At 73.2% G+C, this 16,440-nt stretch carries 12 protein-coding genes; 7 read left to right on the forward strand and 5 right to left on the reverse strand.

Annotated elements, in window-relative coordinates; genetic code table 11:
- Positions 1 to 160 precede the first annotated feature (160 nt).
- A complete protein-coding gene (locus SOM13_RS02445; protein ID WP_320478818.1) occupies positions 161 to 940 on the reverse strand; it encodes an inositol monophosphatase family protein in 780 nt (259 codons plus the stop codon).
- Between the two features lie 314 nt (positions 941 to 1,254).
- On the opposite strand from SOM13_RS02445, the gene SOM13_RS02450 reads away from it, so the two are divergent.
- The 7 genes from SOM13_RS02450 to SOM13_RS02480 are packed head-to-tail and all read left to right on the forward strand — an operon-like array spanning position 1,255 to position 9,696.
- A complete protein-coding gene (locus SOM13_RS02450) occupies positions 1,255 to 2,880 on the forward strand; it encodes an ABC transporter substrate-binding protein (RefSeq protein ID WP_320478819.1) in 1,626 nt (541 codons plus the stop codon).
- Positions 2,877 to 3,959: an ABC transporter permease gene (locus SOM13_RS02455; RefSeq protein ID WP_320478820.1), complete on the forward strand. Its 1,083-nt coding sequence runs from the start codon at positions 2,877 to 2,879 to the stop codon at positions 3,957 to 3,959. Before SOM13_RS02450 ends, SOM13_RS02455 begins: the two co-directional genes overlap by 4 nt.
- Positions 3,956 to 4,897, forward strand: a complete 942-nt coding sequence (locus SOM13_RS02460) for an ABC transporter permease (protein WP_320478821.1) — start codon at positions 3,956 to 3,958, stop codon at positions 4,895 to 4,897. Before SOM13_RS02455 ends, SOM13_RS02460 begins: the two co-directional genes overlap by 4 nt.
- Positions 4,894 to 6,771, forward strand: coding sequence for an ABC transporter ATP-binding protein (locus tag SOM13_RS02465; protein ID WP_320478822.1), 1,878 nt, complete (start codon positions 4,894 to 4,896; stop codon positions 6,769 to 6,771). The genes SOM13_RS02460 and SOM13_RS02465 overlap by 4 nt, the downstream gene beginning before the upstream one ends.
- Positions 6,768 to 6,986, forward strand: a complete 219-nt coding sequence (locus SOM13_RS02470; RefSeq protein ID WP_320478823.1) for a hypothetical protein — start codon at positions 6,768 to 6,770, stop codon at positions 6,984 to 6,986. Before SOM13_RS02465 ends, SOM13_RS02470 begins: the two co-directional genes overlap by 4 nt.
- Positions 6,983 to 9,049: a CocE/NonD family hydrolase gene (locus SOM13_RS02475; protein WP_320478824.1), complete on the forward strand. Its 2,067-nt coding sequence runs from the start codon at positions 6,983 to 6,985 to the stop codon at positions 9,047 to 9,049. Before SOM13_RS02470 ends, SOM13_RS02475 begins: the two co-directional genes overlap by 4 nt.
- Positions 9,046 to 9,696 carry a TetR/AcrR family transcriptional regulator gene (locus tag SOM13_RS02480; protein WP_320478825.1) on the forward strand — a complete coding sequence of 217 codons (651 nt, stop codon included), beginning with the start codon at positions 9,046 to 9,048 and terminating at the stop codon, positions 9,694 to 9,696. Before SOM13_RS02475 ends, SOM13_RS02480 begins: the two co-directional genes overlap by 4 nt.
- A gap of 81 nt (positions 9,697 to 9,777) precedes the next feature.
- Here the strand turns inward: SOM13_RS02480 and SOM13_RS02485 are convergent, their stop codons facing one another.
- The 4 genes from SOM13_RS02485 to SOM13_RS02500 form a co-directional block, all read right to left on the reverse strand.
- Positions 9,778 to 9,951 carry a CsbD family protein gene (locus tag SOM13_RS02485; protein WP_192060521.1) on the reverse strand — a complete coding sequence of 58 codons (174 nt, stop codon included), beginning with the start codon at positions 9,949 to 9,951 and terminating at the stop codon, positions 9,778 to 9,780.
- Between the two features lie 150 nt (positions 9,952 to 10,101).
- The gene (locus SOM13_RS02490; RefSeq protein ID WP_320478826.1) at positions 10,102 to 13,620 is read right to left on the reverse strand and encodes an ATP-binding protein; all 3,519 of its coding nucleotides are present in this window, start codon (positions 13,618 to 13,620) and stop codon (positions 10,102 to 10,104) included.
- Positions 13,617 to 14,522 carry a DUF4194 domain-containing protein gene (locus SOM13_RS02495; RefSeq protein ID WP_320478827.1) on the reverse strand — a complete coding sequence of 302 codons (906 nt, stop codon included), beginning with the start codon at positions 14,520 to 14,522 and terminating at the stop codon, positions 13,617 to 13,619. The genes SOM13_RS02490 and SOM13_RS02495 overlap by 4 nt, the downstream gene beginning before the upstream one ends.
- The gene (locus tag SOM13_RS02500) at positions 14,519 to 16,378 is read right to left on the reverse strand and encodes a DUF3375 family protein (protein WP_320478828.1); all 1,860 of its coding nucleotides are present in this window, start codon (positions 16,376 to 16,378) and stop codon (positions 14,519 to 14,521) included. The genes SOM13_RS02495 and SOM13_RS02500 overlap by 4 nt, the downstream gene beginning before the upstream one ends.
- Positions 16,379 to 16,440: the final 62 nt, after the last annotated feature.

Here is a 16,440-nt window from a genome sequence, read left to right on the forward strand (position 1 = left end):
TTCGGGTCACCTCGACGCACGGCCCGCCGCGCGACGCCGCAAGCCCCGCATCGAAGTGACGCGAAAAGGGGCCCGGGGGCGCCGAAGGGCCCGCTTCGCGTCACTTCGATGCAGGGCCGCCCGCAGGGTGACGCGAGCCGCGCCTCCTCGGGGCCGCCGGTCAGGCCCGTCCGCCGGTCGCGAGCTCCGCGGAGAGCACAGCCTCGACGGCCTCGGCGACGGCCCGGGCCGAACCGGCGATGTGCCAGCGGCGACCGAGATGCTCGACGATCTCGGTGCTGCCAGCCGCTCCCTCGACGAGGGCGCGCCCGGGCAGCCAGTCCCAGTCGTCGCAGTCGGCCTGCACCCACAGCCCGATCCGCCCGGCTGCCACGTCGGCCAGATCGCAGGTGCCCGACCCGCTGACCCGCACGGTCGCCGACGAGCCGAGGAGGCGCGCCATGACCGCCACGGACCCTCCGTCACCGAGATCCCCCGACTTCACGAACGTGGCCACGCCGCACTCCGCGAGGGGTCGATCGACCAGCGGTGCGACACGACGACCGTTCAGGCGCGTTCCGTCGACGTCGGCCACCCAGGTCTCGTCGAGCGCAGAGCGGTGCACGGCGCCGACCGCGAGCACGCCGTCGACCTCGAGGGCGACCGCGCTGCACCACGACGCCAGACGGGACAGGAAGTTGAACGTGCCGTCGATCGGGTCCGCGACCCAGGCGCGGCCGTCGCGCGACACGGACGCCGCGCCCTCCTCGCCGATCAGCCCGTCGTCGGGCCGCTCGCGCGCCAGGGTCTCGCCGATCAGCTCCTCGGCGGCGCGATCCGCCGCGCTGACCAGGTCGGCGTTCGAGGTCTTGCGCTCGGACGCGACGCCCTCGTCGCGCATCCGGATGGCGAGGTCCGCTGCGCCGCGGACGAGGTGCTCGGCGAGCTCGACGTCGTTCATCGCTCCACCCTAGGGGCCGGTGCGGCGCGTCGAGGTGACGCGAAAGGGCGCCTCCGGCCTCCGCAGGCGGCCCTTTGCGCCACCTCGACGCACGGCCCGCCGCGCGACGCCGCGAGGGGCCGCAGGCCCCGCGTCGAGGTGACGCCAAAGGGGGCCCGGGGGCGCCGAAGGGCCCGCTTCGGGTCACTTCGACGCAGGGCCCGCCGCACGGCGCCGCGACGTAACGAGTGCGTTAAGCCTCGGCCCTCGAATCGTGGATACGCCGCGACTGCCTTATCGTTCACCCGAACGATAAACCGGAAGGCCATACCCGTATGACACCGATCGTCCCCGAACACCCGCGCCCGGGCGGAGAATCCCGAGGCCCGAGCCGCCGCACCGTCCTCGCCGGCGCCGCCGGGCTCGCGAGCCTCGCCGGCCTCTTCACCCTCGCCGGCTGCGCCCCCGCCCGCAGCGACCCGACCATCCCCGAGGCCGCCGCCACCGGCACCGCGCAGCGCGGCGGACGCCTCCGCATCGCGCGCCCCGCGGCCTCCGCCGCCGAGACCCTCGACTCGGCCAGCTCCCTCTCGGCCTACGAGTACCTCGGCGCCCTCTACAACCGCCTCGTCAAGCTCGACGAGCAGGGCGTCACCGTGCCCGACCTCGCCGAGGAGTGGTCGGCCACACCCGACGGCGTCACCTGGACGTTCCGCCTGCGCAGCGGCGTGCGGTTCCACGACGGCCGCCGCTTCACCGCCGCCGACGCGATCTACTCGATCGAGCACATCCTCGACCCTGAGACCGCGTCGCCGCAGGGCGAGGTGCTCGCCGCCATGATCGGCCCCGGCAGCATGAGCGCCCCCGACCCGCTCACCCTCCGCATCGAGCTGCTCACGCCGAACGCCGAGTTCCCCTCGCTGCTGACGGCGTACCAGTGCTACATCATCCCCGAGGGCAGCGCCGAGCCCGCGAACGGCCCCACGATCGGCACCACCGGCATCGGCACGGGCCCGTTCCGCCTCAGCGGCTTCGAGCCCGCGGGCACCGGCAGCATCGAGGCGTACGACGACCACTTCGCCGGCCGCCCGGCCCTCGACGGCATCGACTTCTACTCGATCCAGGACACGACGGCCCGCGTCAACGCGCTGCTCGCCGGTCAGATCGACCTCATCTCGCAGACGAACCTCGACTTCGCGACCGCGCAGGTCGTCAGCGCGTCGAGCACCGCCACGGTCGCCCGCTCGGCGAACGCGCAGTGGTACACGATCCCGATGCTGTTCACGAGCGCCGAGTTCAGCGATCCGCTGGTGCGCCAGGCGATGAAGCTCGCCTACGACCCGCAGGCGATCGTCGACACGGCCCTGCAGGGGACCGGCACCGCGGGCTGGGACAACCCCGTGCCTCCCACCCGGGCCGTCTGGCTCGACGAGCAGCGCGAGTACGACCCCGAGAAGGCCCGCGCCCTGCTGAAGAAGGCCGGCCGCGAGGGCTTCCGCACCGACATCCACACCTCGAGCTACGAGTCGGTCTTCACGCCGATGGCCGTCGCCTACCGCGACCAGGTGAAGCAGGCGGGCATCGACCTCGTCGTCAAGAACGCCAGCGCCGACTCGTACTACACGCAGATCTGGATGCAGAAGCCGCTGATGGTCAGCTACTGGTTCACCGGCCGCCCGATCGACCAGCTGCTGAACCAGATCTTCCGCACCGGCTCGTCGTACAACGAGAGCGCCTGGTCGAACCCGACCTTCGACGCCCTGCTCGACGACGCCCGCGCCGAGATGGACGACGGCCGTCGCGCCACCCTCTACCAGGACGCCCAGCGTCTGATCGTCGAGGACAGCGCCGACATGACGCCGATGTTCGGCGACCGCCTCGTCGGCATCGGTCGCGACGTCGTCAACTACCGCGAGTACGGCTTCGAGTTCGACTACCTCCAGATCGGACTGCGCGCATGAGCCCCACCGACATCCCCACCGACACCCCGACCGGCTCCGCCGTCGAGGCCGATCTCACGAGCCGAGGAGGCGCGCCCACGACCCCGCGCCCGTCACGTACCGGCAGCCCGGCCCTCAGCACCCTGCTGCTCGTGCTGCGTCGCGTCGGCACCGCGCTGCTCACGGTGCTGCTCGCCTCGTTCCTCGTGTTCTTCGCCGTGCAGGCGCTGCCCGGCGACGTCGCGCAGCAGCTGCTCGGCCAGGACGCCACGCCCGAGGCCGTCGCCGCGCTGCGCGACACGCTCGGCCTCGATCAGAACGTCTGGGCCCGCTACGGCGAGTGGCTGCTCGGCGCGAGTCACGGCGACTTCGGCGTCTCGCTCGTCAGCGGCGCGCCGGTCGGCCCCGATCTGCTGATCGCGTTCCGCAACAGCATGCTGATCGCCGTGCCCGCGATGCTCGTCGGCGTCACGATCTCGCTCACCCTCGGCGTCGTCGCGGGGGTGCGTCGAGGCCGTCCGAGCGATCACGCGATCTCGCTGATCAGCCTGATCGTGATGAGCGTGCCCGAGTTCATGGTCGCGACCATCCTCGTGCTGCTGTTCGCCGTGGCGATCCCGATCTTCCCCGCGGTCGTGCTGCGCGGCGACAGCGCCACCGTCGTCGAGCTGCTGCCGAGCGTCTGGCTGCCCGCGATCGTGCTGACCCTCGCGATGGCCGCGTACATCGTGCGGACCGCGCGGTCGTCGACGATCGACGTGATGGCGTCCGAGTTCGTCACCACCGCCGAGCTGAAGGGCCTCTCGACGCGTCAGGTCGTCTGGCGTCACGCCGTGCCGAGCGCGCTGCTGCCGACCCTGAACGTCGTCGCGCTGAACGTCGCCTGGCTGCTCGGCGGCGTGGTCGTCGTCGAGAACGTCTTCAACTACCCGGGCATGGGCAAGCTCATGCTCGAGTCGGTGTTCAACCGCGATCTGCCCACCATCCAGGCGATCGCGGTCGTCAGCGCCCTGGTCTACGTCGTCTGCAACCTCGCGGCCGATCTCATCGCCCTCGTGCTCGACCCCCGACTCCGCACCCGACGGAAGGCCCGCTCATGAGCACGACGACGAACGGAACCGAGGAGGCGCGGGTCGCCTCGACCGGTCGGCCCGACGCTCCGAAGACGGTCGGGGCGCGACTGCACGGTCTCGCGACCGGTCTGACCGGCAGCATCAGCGCCTCCTCGGCTCTCGGCATCGGTCTGGGGCTCATCGCGCTGCACATCGCGCTGTCCCTGCTCGCCCCGCTGATCGCCGGGCACGACCCCGTCGCGACCGGCTCGGCCGCGGCCCTCGCCGGCTCGAGCTGGTCGCACTGGCTCGGCACCGACCAGTACGGCCGCGACATCCTCTCGCGCACCCTGCACGGCGGGCAGTACGCGCTGCTCGTGACGTTCCTGGCGACGACGATCGCGGTGAGCATCGGCACGGTGCTCGGCTGCATCACGGCGTACGCCGACAACTGGTTCGACGAGGTCGTCATGCGCATCGTCGACGCGCTGCTCAGCGTGCCGTCGATCCTCGCGCTGCTGGTCGTCGTGACCGTGTTCGACTCGGGGCTCTGGGTGATCGTGCTCGCCGTCACCGTCGTGTACGCGCCGGCCGTGACCCGCGTCGTGCGCGGCGCCGCCCGCACCGTCATCACCCAGGACTACGTCACCGCCGCCCGGGCGCGCGGCGAGGGGTCGCTGAGCATCGTGTTCCGCGAGATCCTGCCGAACGTGCTCGACGTCGTGCTGGTCGAGTTCGCGATGCGCGCGTCGTGGATCGTGCTGCTCATCTCGACCCTGTCGTTCCTGGGGTTCGGCGCCAACCCGCCGACTCCCGACTGGGGGCTGATGGTGCAGGAGAACCGCACCGCGCTCACCGTCGTGCCGATGGGGACGCTCGCCCCCGTCGTCGCCCTCGCCACCCTCGTGATCGGCCTCAACCTCAGCGCCGACGGACTGAGCAAGACGCTCGGCGTCGACCGCGCGCAGAAGGGCGCCACCTCATGACCACCACCAGCACGAACCAGGGAGGCGCGGTGCCCGTCACCGACACCGCCTCCGCCCCCGTCGTGGTCGTCGACGACCTCTCGATCTCGTACGCCGCGGGGCGCCGCGAGGTGCCCGTCGTGCGCGGCGTCGGCTTCGAGATCGCCGCCGGCCGCGCCCTCGGACTCGTCGGAGAGAGCGGCAGCGGGAAGTCGACCGTCGCCCGCACTCTGCTGGCGCACCTCCGGCGGGGGTCGCGGATCGTCGGCGGCAGCGTCCGCGTGGCCGGCGACGACGTCTTCGCGCTCGACGAGCGGGCGCGACGCGCGCTCCGGGGCGGCACCGCGGCCCTCGTCGCGCAGAACGCCGGTCAGGCCCTCACCCCGTCGATGCGCGTCGGGCGGCAGCTGCGCGAGGCGCTCGAGAGCCACGGGCTGCCCGGCGGGCACGACCGCGTGCTCGAGCTCGTGCGGCACGTGCGCCTGCCCGACCCCGAGACGATCGTGCGCCGCTACCCCCATCAGCTCTCGGGCGGGCAGCAGCAGCGCATCGCCATCGCGATGGCCGTCGCCGCGCGGCCGCAGCTGCTCGTGCTCGACGAGCCGACCACCGCGCTCGACGTCGTGACGCAGTCGGCCGTGCTCGAGCTGATCCGCGATCTGGCGGTCGAGCTCGACATGGCGATCCTGCTCGTCAGCCACGACCTCGGCGTCGTGTCGAGCATGGCCGACGAGATCGCCGTCATGCGCGACGGCGTGATCGTCGAGCACCGGCCGACCGCCGAGCTGTTCGGTGACCCGCAGCACGAGTACACGCGCGAGCTGCTCGCGAGCATCCCGCGCCTGCACGCCCACGACGGCGGCCCCGCGGGCGAGTCGGGACGAGACGCCCGGTCGCTCCGCGGGACGCTGTCGGGCATCGCGCACGCCGCCCACGTGCGGGCCGTGCAGGTGCTCGCCGTCGCGCGGGGCGAGGAGTCCGCCGGCGATCCCGGTGCGCAGGCTGCGCCTCGTGTCGGCAGCACCGAGCCCGTCGTCGCCGCGCGCGACCTCGTCGTGCGCTACGGGCGCGGTCTGCCCGCCGCGGTCGACGGCGTGTCGCTCGAGATCGGCCGCCGCGAGACGCTCGCCGTCGTGGGGGAGTCCGGCAGCGGCAAGTCGACGCTCGCCACCGCGATGGCCGGGCTGATCCCCGCCGAGTCGGGCGCCTTCGCCTTCCGCGGAGCAGCCGGCCTGGAGGGAGACCTCACCCAGCCCGTCGGCCGACGGAGCGCCGACCTGCGACGCGCCGTCCAGCTGATCTTCCAGAACGCCGACACCTCGCTGAACCCCCGCCGCACCGTCGGCGCCGCGATCGCCCGCCCGCTCAAGCTGTTCACCGGCAGCAGCTCGCCCGACCGCGTCGCCGAGCTGCTCGTCGAGGTCGGTCTCACGCCCGACTTCGCCACCCGCCTGCCGGCCCAGCTCTCGGGCGGCCAGCGTCAGCGCGTCGGCATCGCCCGGGCGCTCGCCGCCGGCCCCGAGCTGATCATCGCCGACGAGATCACGACCGCGCTCGACGTGCGCGTGCAGGCCGGCGTGCTCGAGCTGCTGACGCGACTCCGCGACGAGAAGGGCCTGAGCTGCCTCTTCATCAGCCACGACCTCGCCGTCGTGCGCGGAGTCGCCGACCGCGTCGCCGTGATGACCGGCGGACGCATCGTCGAGGTCGGCCCCGCCGACCGCGTCTTCGGCGGCCCCAACCACCCCTACACCCGCACCCTGCTCGACGCCACCCTCGACCCCGGCACCACCGAGCTGCCCGGGGTCGGCGACGAGCGCGCCCGCTGGCGCGACGCCGACGGCTGGACCGACCACGGCGGCGGGCACCACGTCAAGAACTGGAAGGCACAGTGAGCATCACCCACCCGAACGACGACCGCCTGCGCGACGGGGCCTCGCACGAGCGCGCCTCGCACGAGCGGGCCTCGCACGAGCGCGGCTCCTACGACAGAGCCCTGGACGAGGAGGCGCAGGCCGGCCTCGCGACGGAGGCTCACCTCGAGCGCAGCGCGAGCCGCCGCGAGCAGACCCGCGAGGGCGGGCGGCCGTCCGACAGGACCGGTCTGTGAGCGGCGACCAGCGCCTCCTCGGCGACCCGCGCCTCCTGCACGAGATCGACGTGCGCGACGAGTGGGTGCCGCTGCCCGACGGCACGCGACTGCACGCCCGCGTCTGGGCCCCACGCGTCGAGCACCCGGTGCCCGTGCTGCTCGAGTACCTGCCGTACCGGCTCGACGACTGGACGGCTCCCCGCGACAGCGAACGGCACCCCTGGTACGCCGCCCGTGGGTACGCGTCGGTGCGCGTCGACATCCGCGGCACGGGCTCGAGCGACGGGCTGTTCGACGACGAGTACTCCGAGCAGGAGCTCGCCGACGGCATCGCCCTGATCGAGTGGCTCGCCGCGCAGCCCTGGTCGACGGGGGCGGTCGGCGCATTCGGCATCTCGTGGGGCGGGTTCAACGCCCTGCAGCTCGCCGGCCGCGCCCCGGCCGCGCTCAAGGCGATCGTCACCGTCTGCTCGACCGACGACCGCTACGACAACGACGTGCATTACATGGGCGGCGCCGTGCTCGGCATCGACATGGCCGCGTGGGGCGGCACCATGTTCGCGTTCAACTCCCGCCCGCCGCGCCCAGAGGTGGTCGGCGCCGACTGGGTCGCGCGCTGGCGCGAGCGCCTCGAGCATAACCGGCCGATGACTCCGGTCTGGCTCTCGCACCAGGAGCGCGACGACTACTGGCGGCACGGCAGCGTGTGCGAGGACTACTCGTCGATCACGGCCGCCGTCCTCGCCGTCGGCGGCTGGGCCGACCCGTACCGCGACGCCGTGCTGCGCCTCGTCTCCGAGCTCGACGCACCGGTCAAGGGCATCATCGGGCCCTGGTCGCACCAGTACCCCGACCGCGGGCTCGCCCCCGGCCCGGGCATCGGATTCTTGCAGGAGACCCTGCGCTGGTGGGACCGCTGGCTGCTCGACGAGCCGAACGGCGTCGACGACGAGCCGGCCCTGCGAGCGTGGATTAACGACTCCGAGCCGCCAGCGACGTACTACGCCGAGCGGACCGGACGCTGGGTCGGCGCCGAGAGCTGGCCGTCGACCGCCACCCGGGCCCGCGTCGAGCCGCTCGAGCTGCTGACCGGCGGCGAGCACGGACCCGTCGTCGTGCGCTCGCCGCAGAGCACCGGGCTCGACGCCGGGCGGTTCTTCCCGTTCGGCAACGCCACCGACCTGCCGCCCGACCAGCGCGCGGAGGACGGCCGGTCGGTGTGCTTCGACCTCGACGTGGGGGCGTCTTCGGAGGGGGGCAACGGGGCCGGTGCGCCGCTGGACGTGCTCGGCGTCGTCGTCGTCGACCTCGCGATCACGAGCGACCGGCCCGATGCGAACGTCATCGTGCGGCTCTGCGACGTGGCGCCCGACGGCAGCTCGACGCTCGTCACCCGCGGAGTCCTCAACCTGAACAAGCGGAACGGCCGGCACCGCGACGACCCGATGGAGGTGCGGGTCGAGCAGACCGTGCGCGTCCCGCTGGTCTCGACCGGGCACTCCTTCCCGGCCGGCCACCGCCTCCGGATCGCCGTGTCATCGGCCTACTGGCCGTGGATCTGGCCGCACTCCGACGAGGCCACGCTCACCATCGACCCCCAGCGCAGCGCCGTGACGCTGCCGGTGTGGACGCGGGCGGGCGACGACGGGGTGCGCTTCGACGAGCCGACCCGCGCGACGCCGCTCGCCGTGCGGGCACTGCCGCCCGCGTCGGATCTGCCGCAGCGGAGCGTCACGCACGACGTCGGCACCGGCGAGTGGGTGCTCGACGTCGACCCCGGCTACGGCGGCGGACGCGAGTACCCCGACGGGCTCGTCTTCACCGAAGACAGCCGCGAGACCTACCGCATCGTCGACGGCGACCCGCTGTCGGCCTCGGCGGAGTCGCGCTGGGCGATCGGACTCGAGAAGCCCGACTGGCGGGCCTGGCTCGAGACGACGTCGCACGTCTCGGCCACCCACGACGACTTCGTGATCGTCAACACGGTGCGGGCCTGGGCGCGCGACGGCGGACCGTCGACGGAAGCGGTGCTCGTCGCCGACCGGCGGTTCGAGGACGTCGTGCCGCGGACGTCGGCATGATGTCGGCGGAGGGTGTCGCGCCAGCGGGCGCCGTCGGCGGCGGGGCGCGTCGCAAGCCCGCCGAGCGACGGGCGCAGATCGTCGAAGCGGCGCGCGGGGTGATCCTCCGCGAGGGGCTCGGTGCGACCCGGCTGCGCGACATCGCGGGGGAGGCGGGGGTGTCTGTCGGCACCGTCACCTATCACTTCGAGAGCGTCGCGCAGATCCTCAACGAGGTCGTCGTGCTCGAGACGGCGCGGTTCTACTCGTCGATCATCGAGGCGGTCGACGCCGAGCCCGACCCCGTCGCCGGGGTGCGGATGCTGATCGAGCCCCTGTTCGCCGCGACCGACGCGAGCGACGAGCACTGGCGTCTGTGGTCGGACTACTGGACGGCGGTCGCCCGCAAGCCCGCGGTGGCCGAGGAGTACGTCGAGCGGATCCGCGTGTGGGAGGCCTGCCTGACGCGCACGCTGCGTCGTGGGGCCGGCGGGGTGTTCCCGTCGCTCGCGGTCGGCGACGCGTCGGAGCTGGCGCTCAAGCTCGCGGCCTACAGCGACGGTGTGGCGACGCAGCTCGCTCAGAAGGCGCCGGGGCTGACCTCGGAGCTCGCGCTGGAGTGGATGTGGGTGTTCGTCGAGCACGAGACCGGCGCCCGCTGCGCCTGAACGACGAACCGCGAGGCGGACGAGAGCCGGCGTGATCGCGGCGTCTCGTCCACCTCGCGGTGCGTGATGCGGTGGGGCTGCCTACTTGAGGTCGCCGTCCTTGGCCTTCTCGGTCTGCAGACGGTCTTCGCTCATCGACTTGTCCTTCTGGCCCTGCGCGGTGAGCTCGGGGTCGTCGGTCTTCTTGCCGACGGCCTCCTCGACGTGACCGGCTGCCTTCTGGACGAAATCTTTTGCCTTGTCTCCAACGGACATGTTGTCCCCTTCGGTCTCTCGCCGGAGAGTCCCGGCTGACGTGGACGGTAGGCCGAAGCCGGGCGCCGGGACGGCCCCCGGGCGAGTTCCCAGCCGCTGCACGGGAGGGGTGCAGGCAGCGCGCGGCGGCGCCGGACGGCGCCGACGAGGTCAGGCGAGCGCGGCGGGGTCGAGGCCGTGGCGTTCGACCTCCATCGCCTGGCGGATCGTCAGCGGGTAGATGCGCGACAGCTCGGGATGCGCGGGGTCGCTCGAGATGTACGCCACGCTCTCGACGTGCTGCTCGAACGCGTTCACCTTGTCGCGGGGCGCACCCACGACGAGCTGGAACCCGAGCGACGTCAGCGCCGCGAGCGACCGCCCGGTGTACTCGTCGTCGGCCTTGACGAACCCCTCGTCGAGCACGATCGGCGCGTAGGTCGGCACCCGGTCGGTGCCGTCGCCGAGCCGGAAGCGGAGGGCCGCGCCGAGCACGAACGCGATCAGCTCCTGCCCCTCGCCGCCCGACTTGCCGGCCACGCCCTCGTGCACGATCTGCGTGCCGTCGACCCGGGTCTCGATGGCGCGGAACTGGTAGTGCTCGCGCGCGTCGAGCACGCGGCGGCGCCAGGCGTCGCCGATCTTCGAGCGCTCCTCGAGGTGCGCGAGGTCGCGTCGGAGGGTGACGAACCGCCGCTCGATCTCGGCCGCGTCGCGGGGAGCACCCGCCCGATCGCCGATGTGCGTGCGCAGCGTCCGCTTGAACTCGACGAGGTCGCTGTTCGACACGGGCTTCGGCTCGATGTCGAGCGTCGACCCCTGACGGAACTCGATCGCCCGAAGCGCCTGCGAGATGGGCCGCACGCCGCGACGGATGACGTGGCCGTCCTCCTCGATCTGCACGAGCAGCGCGCGCAGGCTGTCGCCCATGTCGGCGCCGGCCTTGACCAGCCAGTCCTCCTTCGCGTTCGGCAGGGCGTCGTCGACGAGCGTGCGGTGGATCGCCTTGACCGCGTCGAGGCTGTCGATCGACGCGTCGATCCCGGCCGTGCGGTCGAGCTCGAGGTACCGCTCGAAGATCAGCACGAGGGTGTTCTCGGCCTGCGTGCGTTCGCGGTCGTGGCCGTCGATCTGCCCGCGCAGCAGCGACAGCGCCTCGCGGTGCGACCGCTCGACGTCGGCCACCTCGCGCGGCGCGGCGAACGGCAGCGGTGCGAGCAGGGCGCGCTCGTGGTCGGTGAGCGGATCGGCCCCGGTCAGGGCGTCGCTGAAGGCGTCCTCGATGTCGACCAGGGTCGAGTGCTCCGCCTCGAGTCGCGCGAGCTCGTGGTCGAGCTCGGCCAGACGACGCGTCGCCGCCGAGCGCTCGTCGTCGTGACGGCGCGCGTCGGCCTGCAGCGTGGCGAGCTCGGGCCGCTCGTCGGCGAGCCGGTCGAGCTGACCCTGCAGATCGTCGAGTCGCGCCTGCGCCGGCGCGGTGTCGATGTCCGCCCACGAGAACTCGGTCGACCGCGCGACGGCGTCGAGCACCCGGCGTCGCGCCGACGACTCGGCCTCGGCGGTGTCCCACGCGGCGCGCGCGACGGTGAGGTCGCGTTCGAGCGACGCGATCTCGTCGGCGAGCTCGGCGACGCGGGAGCCGTTGTCGAGGCCGATCCACGAGCGCGAGCGGCGGTCGTCCTTCACGACGCGGCCTCGCGAGCCCGTGCGGAGACCGGCACGCGTCACGGCGCCCCGCGCCCCGGCGGGCAGCGAGCCGTCGAGGTCGTCGGGCCCCTCGACGCAGAGCACGCTGCGCTCGGCGACGATCTCGTCGAACAGCCAGCCGAAGAACGGGCTGCCCTCGTCGAACTGCAGCATCGCGGGCACGGTGCGCGGCACGGCGTCGTGCTCGGGCTCGACGCCGGTCGCCGCGGGCACCAGCGTGATGCGGCCGCGCATGTCGTGGTCGTTGACGAAGCGGCGCACGGCGTCGAACTGCGCGCGGTCGACCAGGAGGTGCGTGGCCAGGTCGCCGACGACCCGCTCGATCGCGACCGTCCAGTCGGTGTGCGCGGCGGCGACCTCGAACAGCTCGCCGGCGTAGGGCAGACCCGCGACGGGGATCCCGGTGCCCTCGGCGATGCGCAGTCGTCGTTCGGCCGCGTCGTCGGGCACGTTGCTGCCGCGCAGCTCGAACGAGCGGCGCTGCGCCTCGCGGGCCGACAGTGCGCGCTTGGTCTCGCCGATGCGGGCGGCGAGCTCGCCGCGCACATCGTCGGCGGCGGCGCGGGCGGCCGCGTCCTCGTCGGCGAGTCGCTCGGCGCGCTGCCGCAGCGCGACGAGCTGCTTCTCGGACGTCGGCACGGACTCGCCCGTGCCGTCGAGGGCCGTCGCGAAGCGGCGCCGCTCGCGCTGGACGACGGCGAGGTCGCGCTCGGCGGTCGCCACGAGCTGACGGAGCGACTGGGAGGGGTCGCCGCCGAGATCGCCGATGCGGGCCAGAGCCTGCTCACGGGCACGGAACGCGGCGGTGTCGTCGTCGGCCGCGCGCCTCCTCGCCTCGGACAGGGCGCGCTTCTCGGTCGTGACCCGGTCGACCTCACCGCTGACCCAGCTGCCGACCTTCTCGGCCAGCCAGACGCGCAGTCGGCTCGGGCCGTGGCTCTCGTCGACGAGGCGGCGCTTCTCGGTCGCGTCGTGGCCGGCGATCTCGTAGCGGTCGGCCAGCGCGGGCACCGGCTCGAGCACGCCGAGCTTCTTGCGCGTCGTCTCGAAGACGTCGTAGAGCGCCGAGGCCTCGCGGTACGTGCCGAGCGTGGTCTCCCAGCGCGAGAGCGCCTTGGGCTGCGTGAGCACGAACGACTTGAACAGCTCGTCGATCGAGAAGACGCCCTTCGACGCCTGCGCACGGCGCAGCAGCGTCAGCGCCTTCAGCTGCGACTCGTCGCTGCCGCCGATCCCGAGCTCGCCGCACAGCTGCACGCGGAACTCGGGCTGCGAGTACGTGACGAGATCGCGGACGGGGTCGAGGAGGCGCGCGAGGGAGCCCTTCGTCAGCGGACTCGAGCTGCTCGCATCGCGCTTGACCTCGGTCAGCCGGCTGAGATCGAAGGGCCCGCGGACGAGCAGGTAGACGCTGGCCTGCGTCACGTCGTCCTGGCTGGAGGTGTCGGTGCCGATCCAGGCGAGACGCACCGCGGTGAGGGTCTGCCCGAGCTCGGTCGCGTACGTGATGGCGGCGCCGCTCGCGAACGCCTGGCCCAGCGGACGGAGGAACCGCGTCGTCGTGCGATCGGACGCCGCGTCGCGGACCTCGTCGGTCTTGCCGCGCGCGTAGCTGTAGACGGTGCGCTCGGAGCGCTGGCGGCTGTCGTCGCGCGCGGCCCGGTTGAACTCCTGCGGGTTCGGCATGATCACCGCGGCCATCGCGTCGAGCACCGTCGACTTGCCGCGCCCGGTCGGCCCGAGGATCGCGATGCCGCCACGCCCCACCGGCATGCGGTGCAGCCCCGAGTAGCTGCCCCAGTTCAGCAGCTGAACCTTCTCGATGCGGTACTGACCGGAGTGGAACATGCCGAGGTCGGGTGCGTCGGCGTGGTCCGCCGTGCCCGTCGCGGCGGCGATGCCGGCGGTGCCGGGAGCGTCGGCGGCGTCGGCGGCGTCGGCGTCGGGAGCCGAGGAGGCGGTGGTCGCGTCGGCGGGGATCATGCCTGGTCTGCTTCCGGGTCGAGGGGGAGATCGAGGGCGACGGCGGTCGGGTCGGGTCGGGGCTCGGCGGCCTGATCGGGGTCGGCCTCGGCGTCCGCGTCGAGGTCGGAGTCGTCGTCGCCGTCGGGCTCCGAGTCGTCGTCGGCCGGTCCGTCGGCGTCGGCTCCCGGCTCCTCCACGGCGTCGAGCGTGCTCGCGTCGGCGGGCGCCTCGGCCCCCGCCGCCTCGAGGAACACGCGCTCGAGGTGAGCCAGCTGCTCGGCCGTGATCAGCGGCACGATCGCGGGGGCGACGACGAAGAGGGCGGGGTCGTCGGGCTCCGGTTCGAGGAGGTCGCGCGACACCATGGCGGCGAGGGCCGCGTCGACGCGGCGCATCGAGCGGATCTCGTCGTGCGCGGTGTCGTCGTGGTACCGGCCGAGGAACTCCGCGACCTGATCGCGCGACACCACGACCGATTCGTCGTGCGCGTCGCTGAACGCGTGCTCGCGCCGCAGGAAGACCATCAGCAGCGACGCGTCGCGCGACAGCGGCTTCTCGCGCCGCAGCAGGATGGGCACGTCGTCCTGTCCGCTCTGTCGCTTGAACGCGACCTCGTACTCGTGGTCGACGACCAGCACGAGGAACATCTCGTCGAGCCGGGCCCGGATCTCGGGCTCGTACGCGAGCAGCGCGGCCCACGCCTCGCCCTGCCGGGCCCGCGACATGAAGCGGTGGGTCAGCAGCGTGACCAGCGCCTTGCGACCGGCCAGCGGCAGCTCGTCGCGGAGCCCGCTCGACGGGTCGGTAGCAGCGCCGTCCACCTCCGTCGTGCCGTCCGGATCGGCACCGTCCGGATCGGTGCTGTCGAGGACGGTGCCGACTGCCTCGGTGCTGACGTCGTCGATCGGATCGGGGGTCATACGGTGTCTCTCTCGGGCTGCGGGGTCGGGGCGGAGGCGTCGTCGCCGGGGGCGGGGGCGTCGTCGCCGGGGGCGGGGGCGTCGTCGCCCGGTGCGGGCTGTCGGCGGAAGACGAGCCGGGGGAGGACGACGCGACGACCCGCGCCTCCTCGACCCGCGCCTCCTGGGCTGCTGCCTCCTGGTGCGGCCGGTTCGCCGGCGGTCAGGGTGACGGTCTCGGTGGTCTCGTCGACCACGCCGCGGTCGATGGCGAGGTCGAGCATGCTCAGCACGAGGCCGAGCCGGCGGAACTCGGGGTCGGTGGCCTCGTACAGCTCGGCGCTCGTGACGGTCTCGTGCTCGTCGAGCAGGCGGTCGAGGGTGGCCGCGACGGCGGCGGTGCTCGTGCCCGAGCTGATGCGGAGCGCGGCGCGGTCGGCGGCGGGCAGCGTGGCGTCGCCCTCGGTCACCTGCACGTCGACGGTCGGGCGCCCCCGGTCGCTGTGCAGCTGCGCCTGACTGATGTCGACGACGTCGAGCGCGCCGAGCCCGAGCACGTCGACGGGCAGCACGGCCGGGCCCGGTCGTCGCTCGGCCCAGACGCCGCCGGCGTGCAGCGCCCGTTCGGCGAGGGTGAGGAGGCGCTGGTGACGCTCGGTCGACGATCGGCTGAGGAACCGGCGGAGCGACGACGTCCAGCGCCCGTACGTCTCTTGCACCGACTGCTCTTCCGCGAGCAGCGACGAGATCAGCGACTCGAGCTGCGTCCGCTGCCGATCGGTCAGGTGCTCGGCCGCGGCGGGGTGATCGAGGATGAGCTCGATGTCGGCGCGCATCACGTCGATCTCACGCGACGACAGCATCTGCGCGAAACCGCGGTAGGCCCGACCCTCGGGGGTCTGCTCGAGCAGATCGTTCTCACGCAGGTACTGCTCGACGAGCGCGCCCTTGCCGACGTGCCCGACCGTCGCCCGGCGCGCGACCTCGCGGTGCCGCTGCTCGACCATGCTGCTCAGCTGCCGGAAGTCCTCGGGCAGCGACGCCGTCAGCCGCACCACCTCGCGCACCTGCCGCTTGAGGACGTCGGGGCTGACCGGCTCGGTGCCGTGCTGCTCGATGCGATCACGGCGACGCTGCAGCTCGGCGATCTGCTCGTCGATCCGAGCGGTCTGGGCCTCGCGGCTCGGGTCGGCGAGACCGGCGAGCTGACCGACGGCGTGGGCGATGCTGCCGAGTCTCGCCTCGCTCACCGCGTTGTCCTGCTCGACCAGCTCGCGCACGATCCGCAGTGCCTTGAGCGCGGAGGGCGAGAGCCGGTACTGCGCCCGGGCCTCGCCGCGCGGGGGCGGGCTCGAGGCGCGGGTCGGGGCCGACCCCGCCGCGCCGCTCGGGTGCGCGGCGCCGAGCGCGCCCCAGCCGTCGGCCGCGGGGGAGGTGCCGGTCGTCGTGCCGCTCGGGCCGCCGTGGCCTGCCCCGCCGTGGCGTGCCCCGCCGTCGTCCGCCGAGGAGGCGCGGGTGCGGATCAGCCACCGGCTGTCGACCCAGCTCCGGCAGTAGTCGGCCGGGGTGGTGCGGGTCTCGGGGGCGGCCGTCGCTCCGGAGTCGCCGACCCGCGCCTCCTCGGCTCCGGCCCGGACGGGCGCGGTCTGGTCAGGTGCGGTCTGATCGAGCGCGTTCAGCTCGAGGGCCTGCGCGACCTGCTGGTGGAACCAGTCGGCGGAGACCGGACCTTCGGCGTGCTCGAGGTGACGGGAGAAGAGCGGGAGCATCCAGCGGCTGTTGTAGCTGCGGAGCAGGGCCCACGTGGGGTCGTCCTCGTGCGCGACGCGCACGTCGTCACGGCTCAGGGCGTCGTCGGGCCCTGACGATTCGTTCACCAAGCGGACCTCCGGCAGTCGTCGGACGAGGATACCAACTGGCGCGTTCCGCCCCGCGACGG

Source organism: Frigoribacterium sp. CFBP9030 (genome assembly GCF_034045195.1).
Classification (GTDB): domain Bacteria; phylum Actinomycetota; class Actinomycetes; order Actinomycetales; family Microbacteriaceae; genus Frigoribacterium.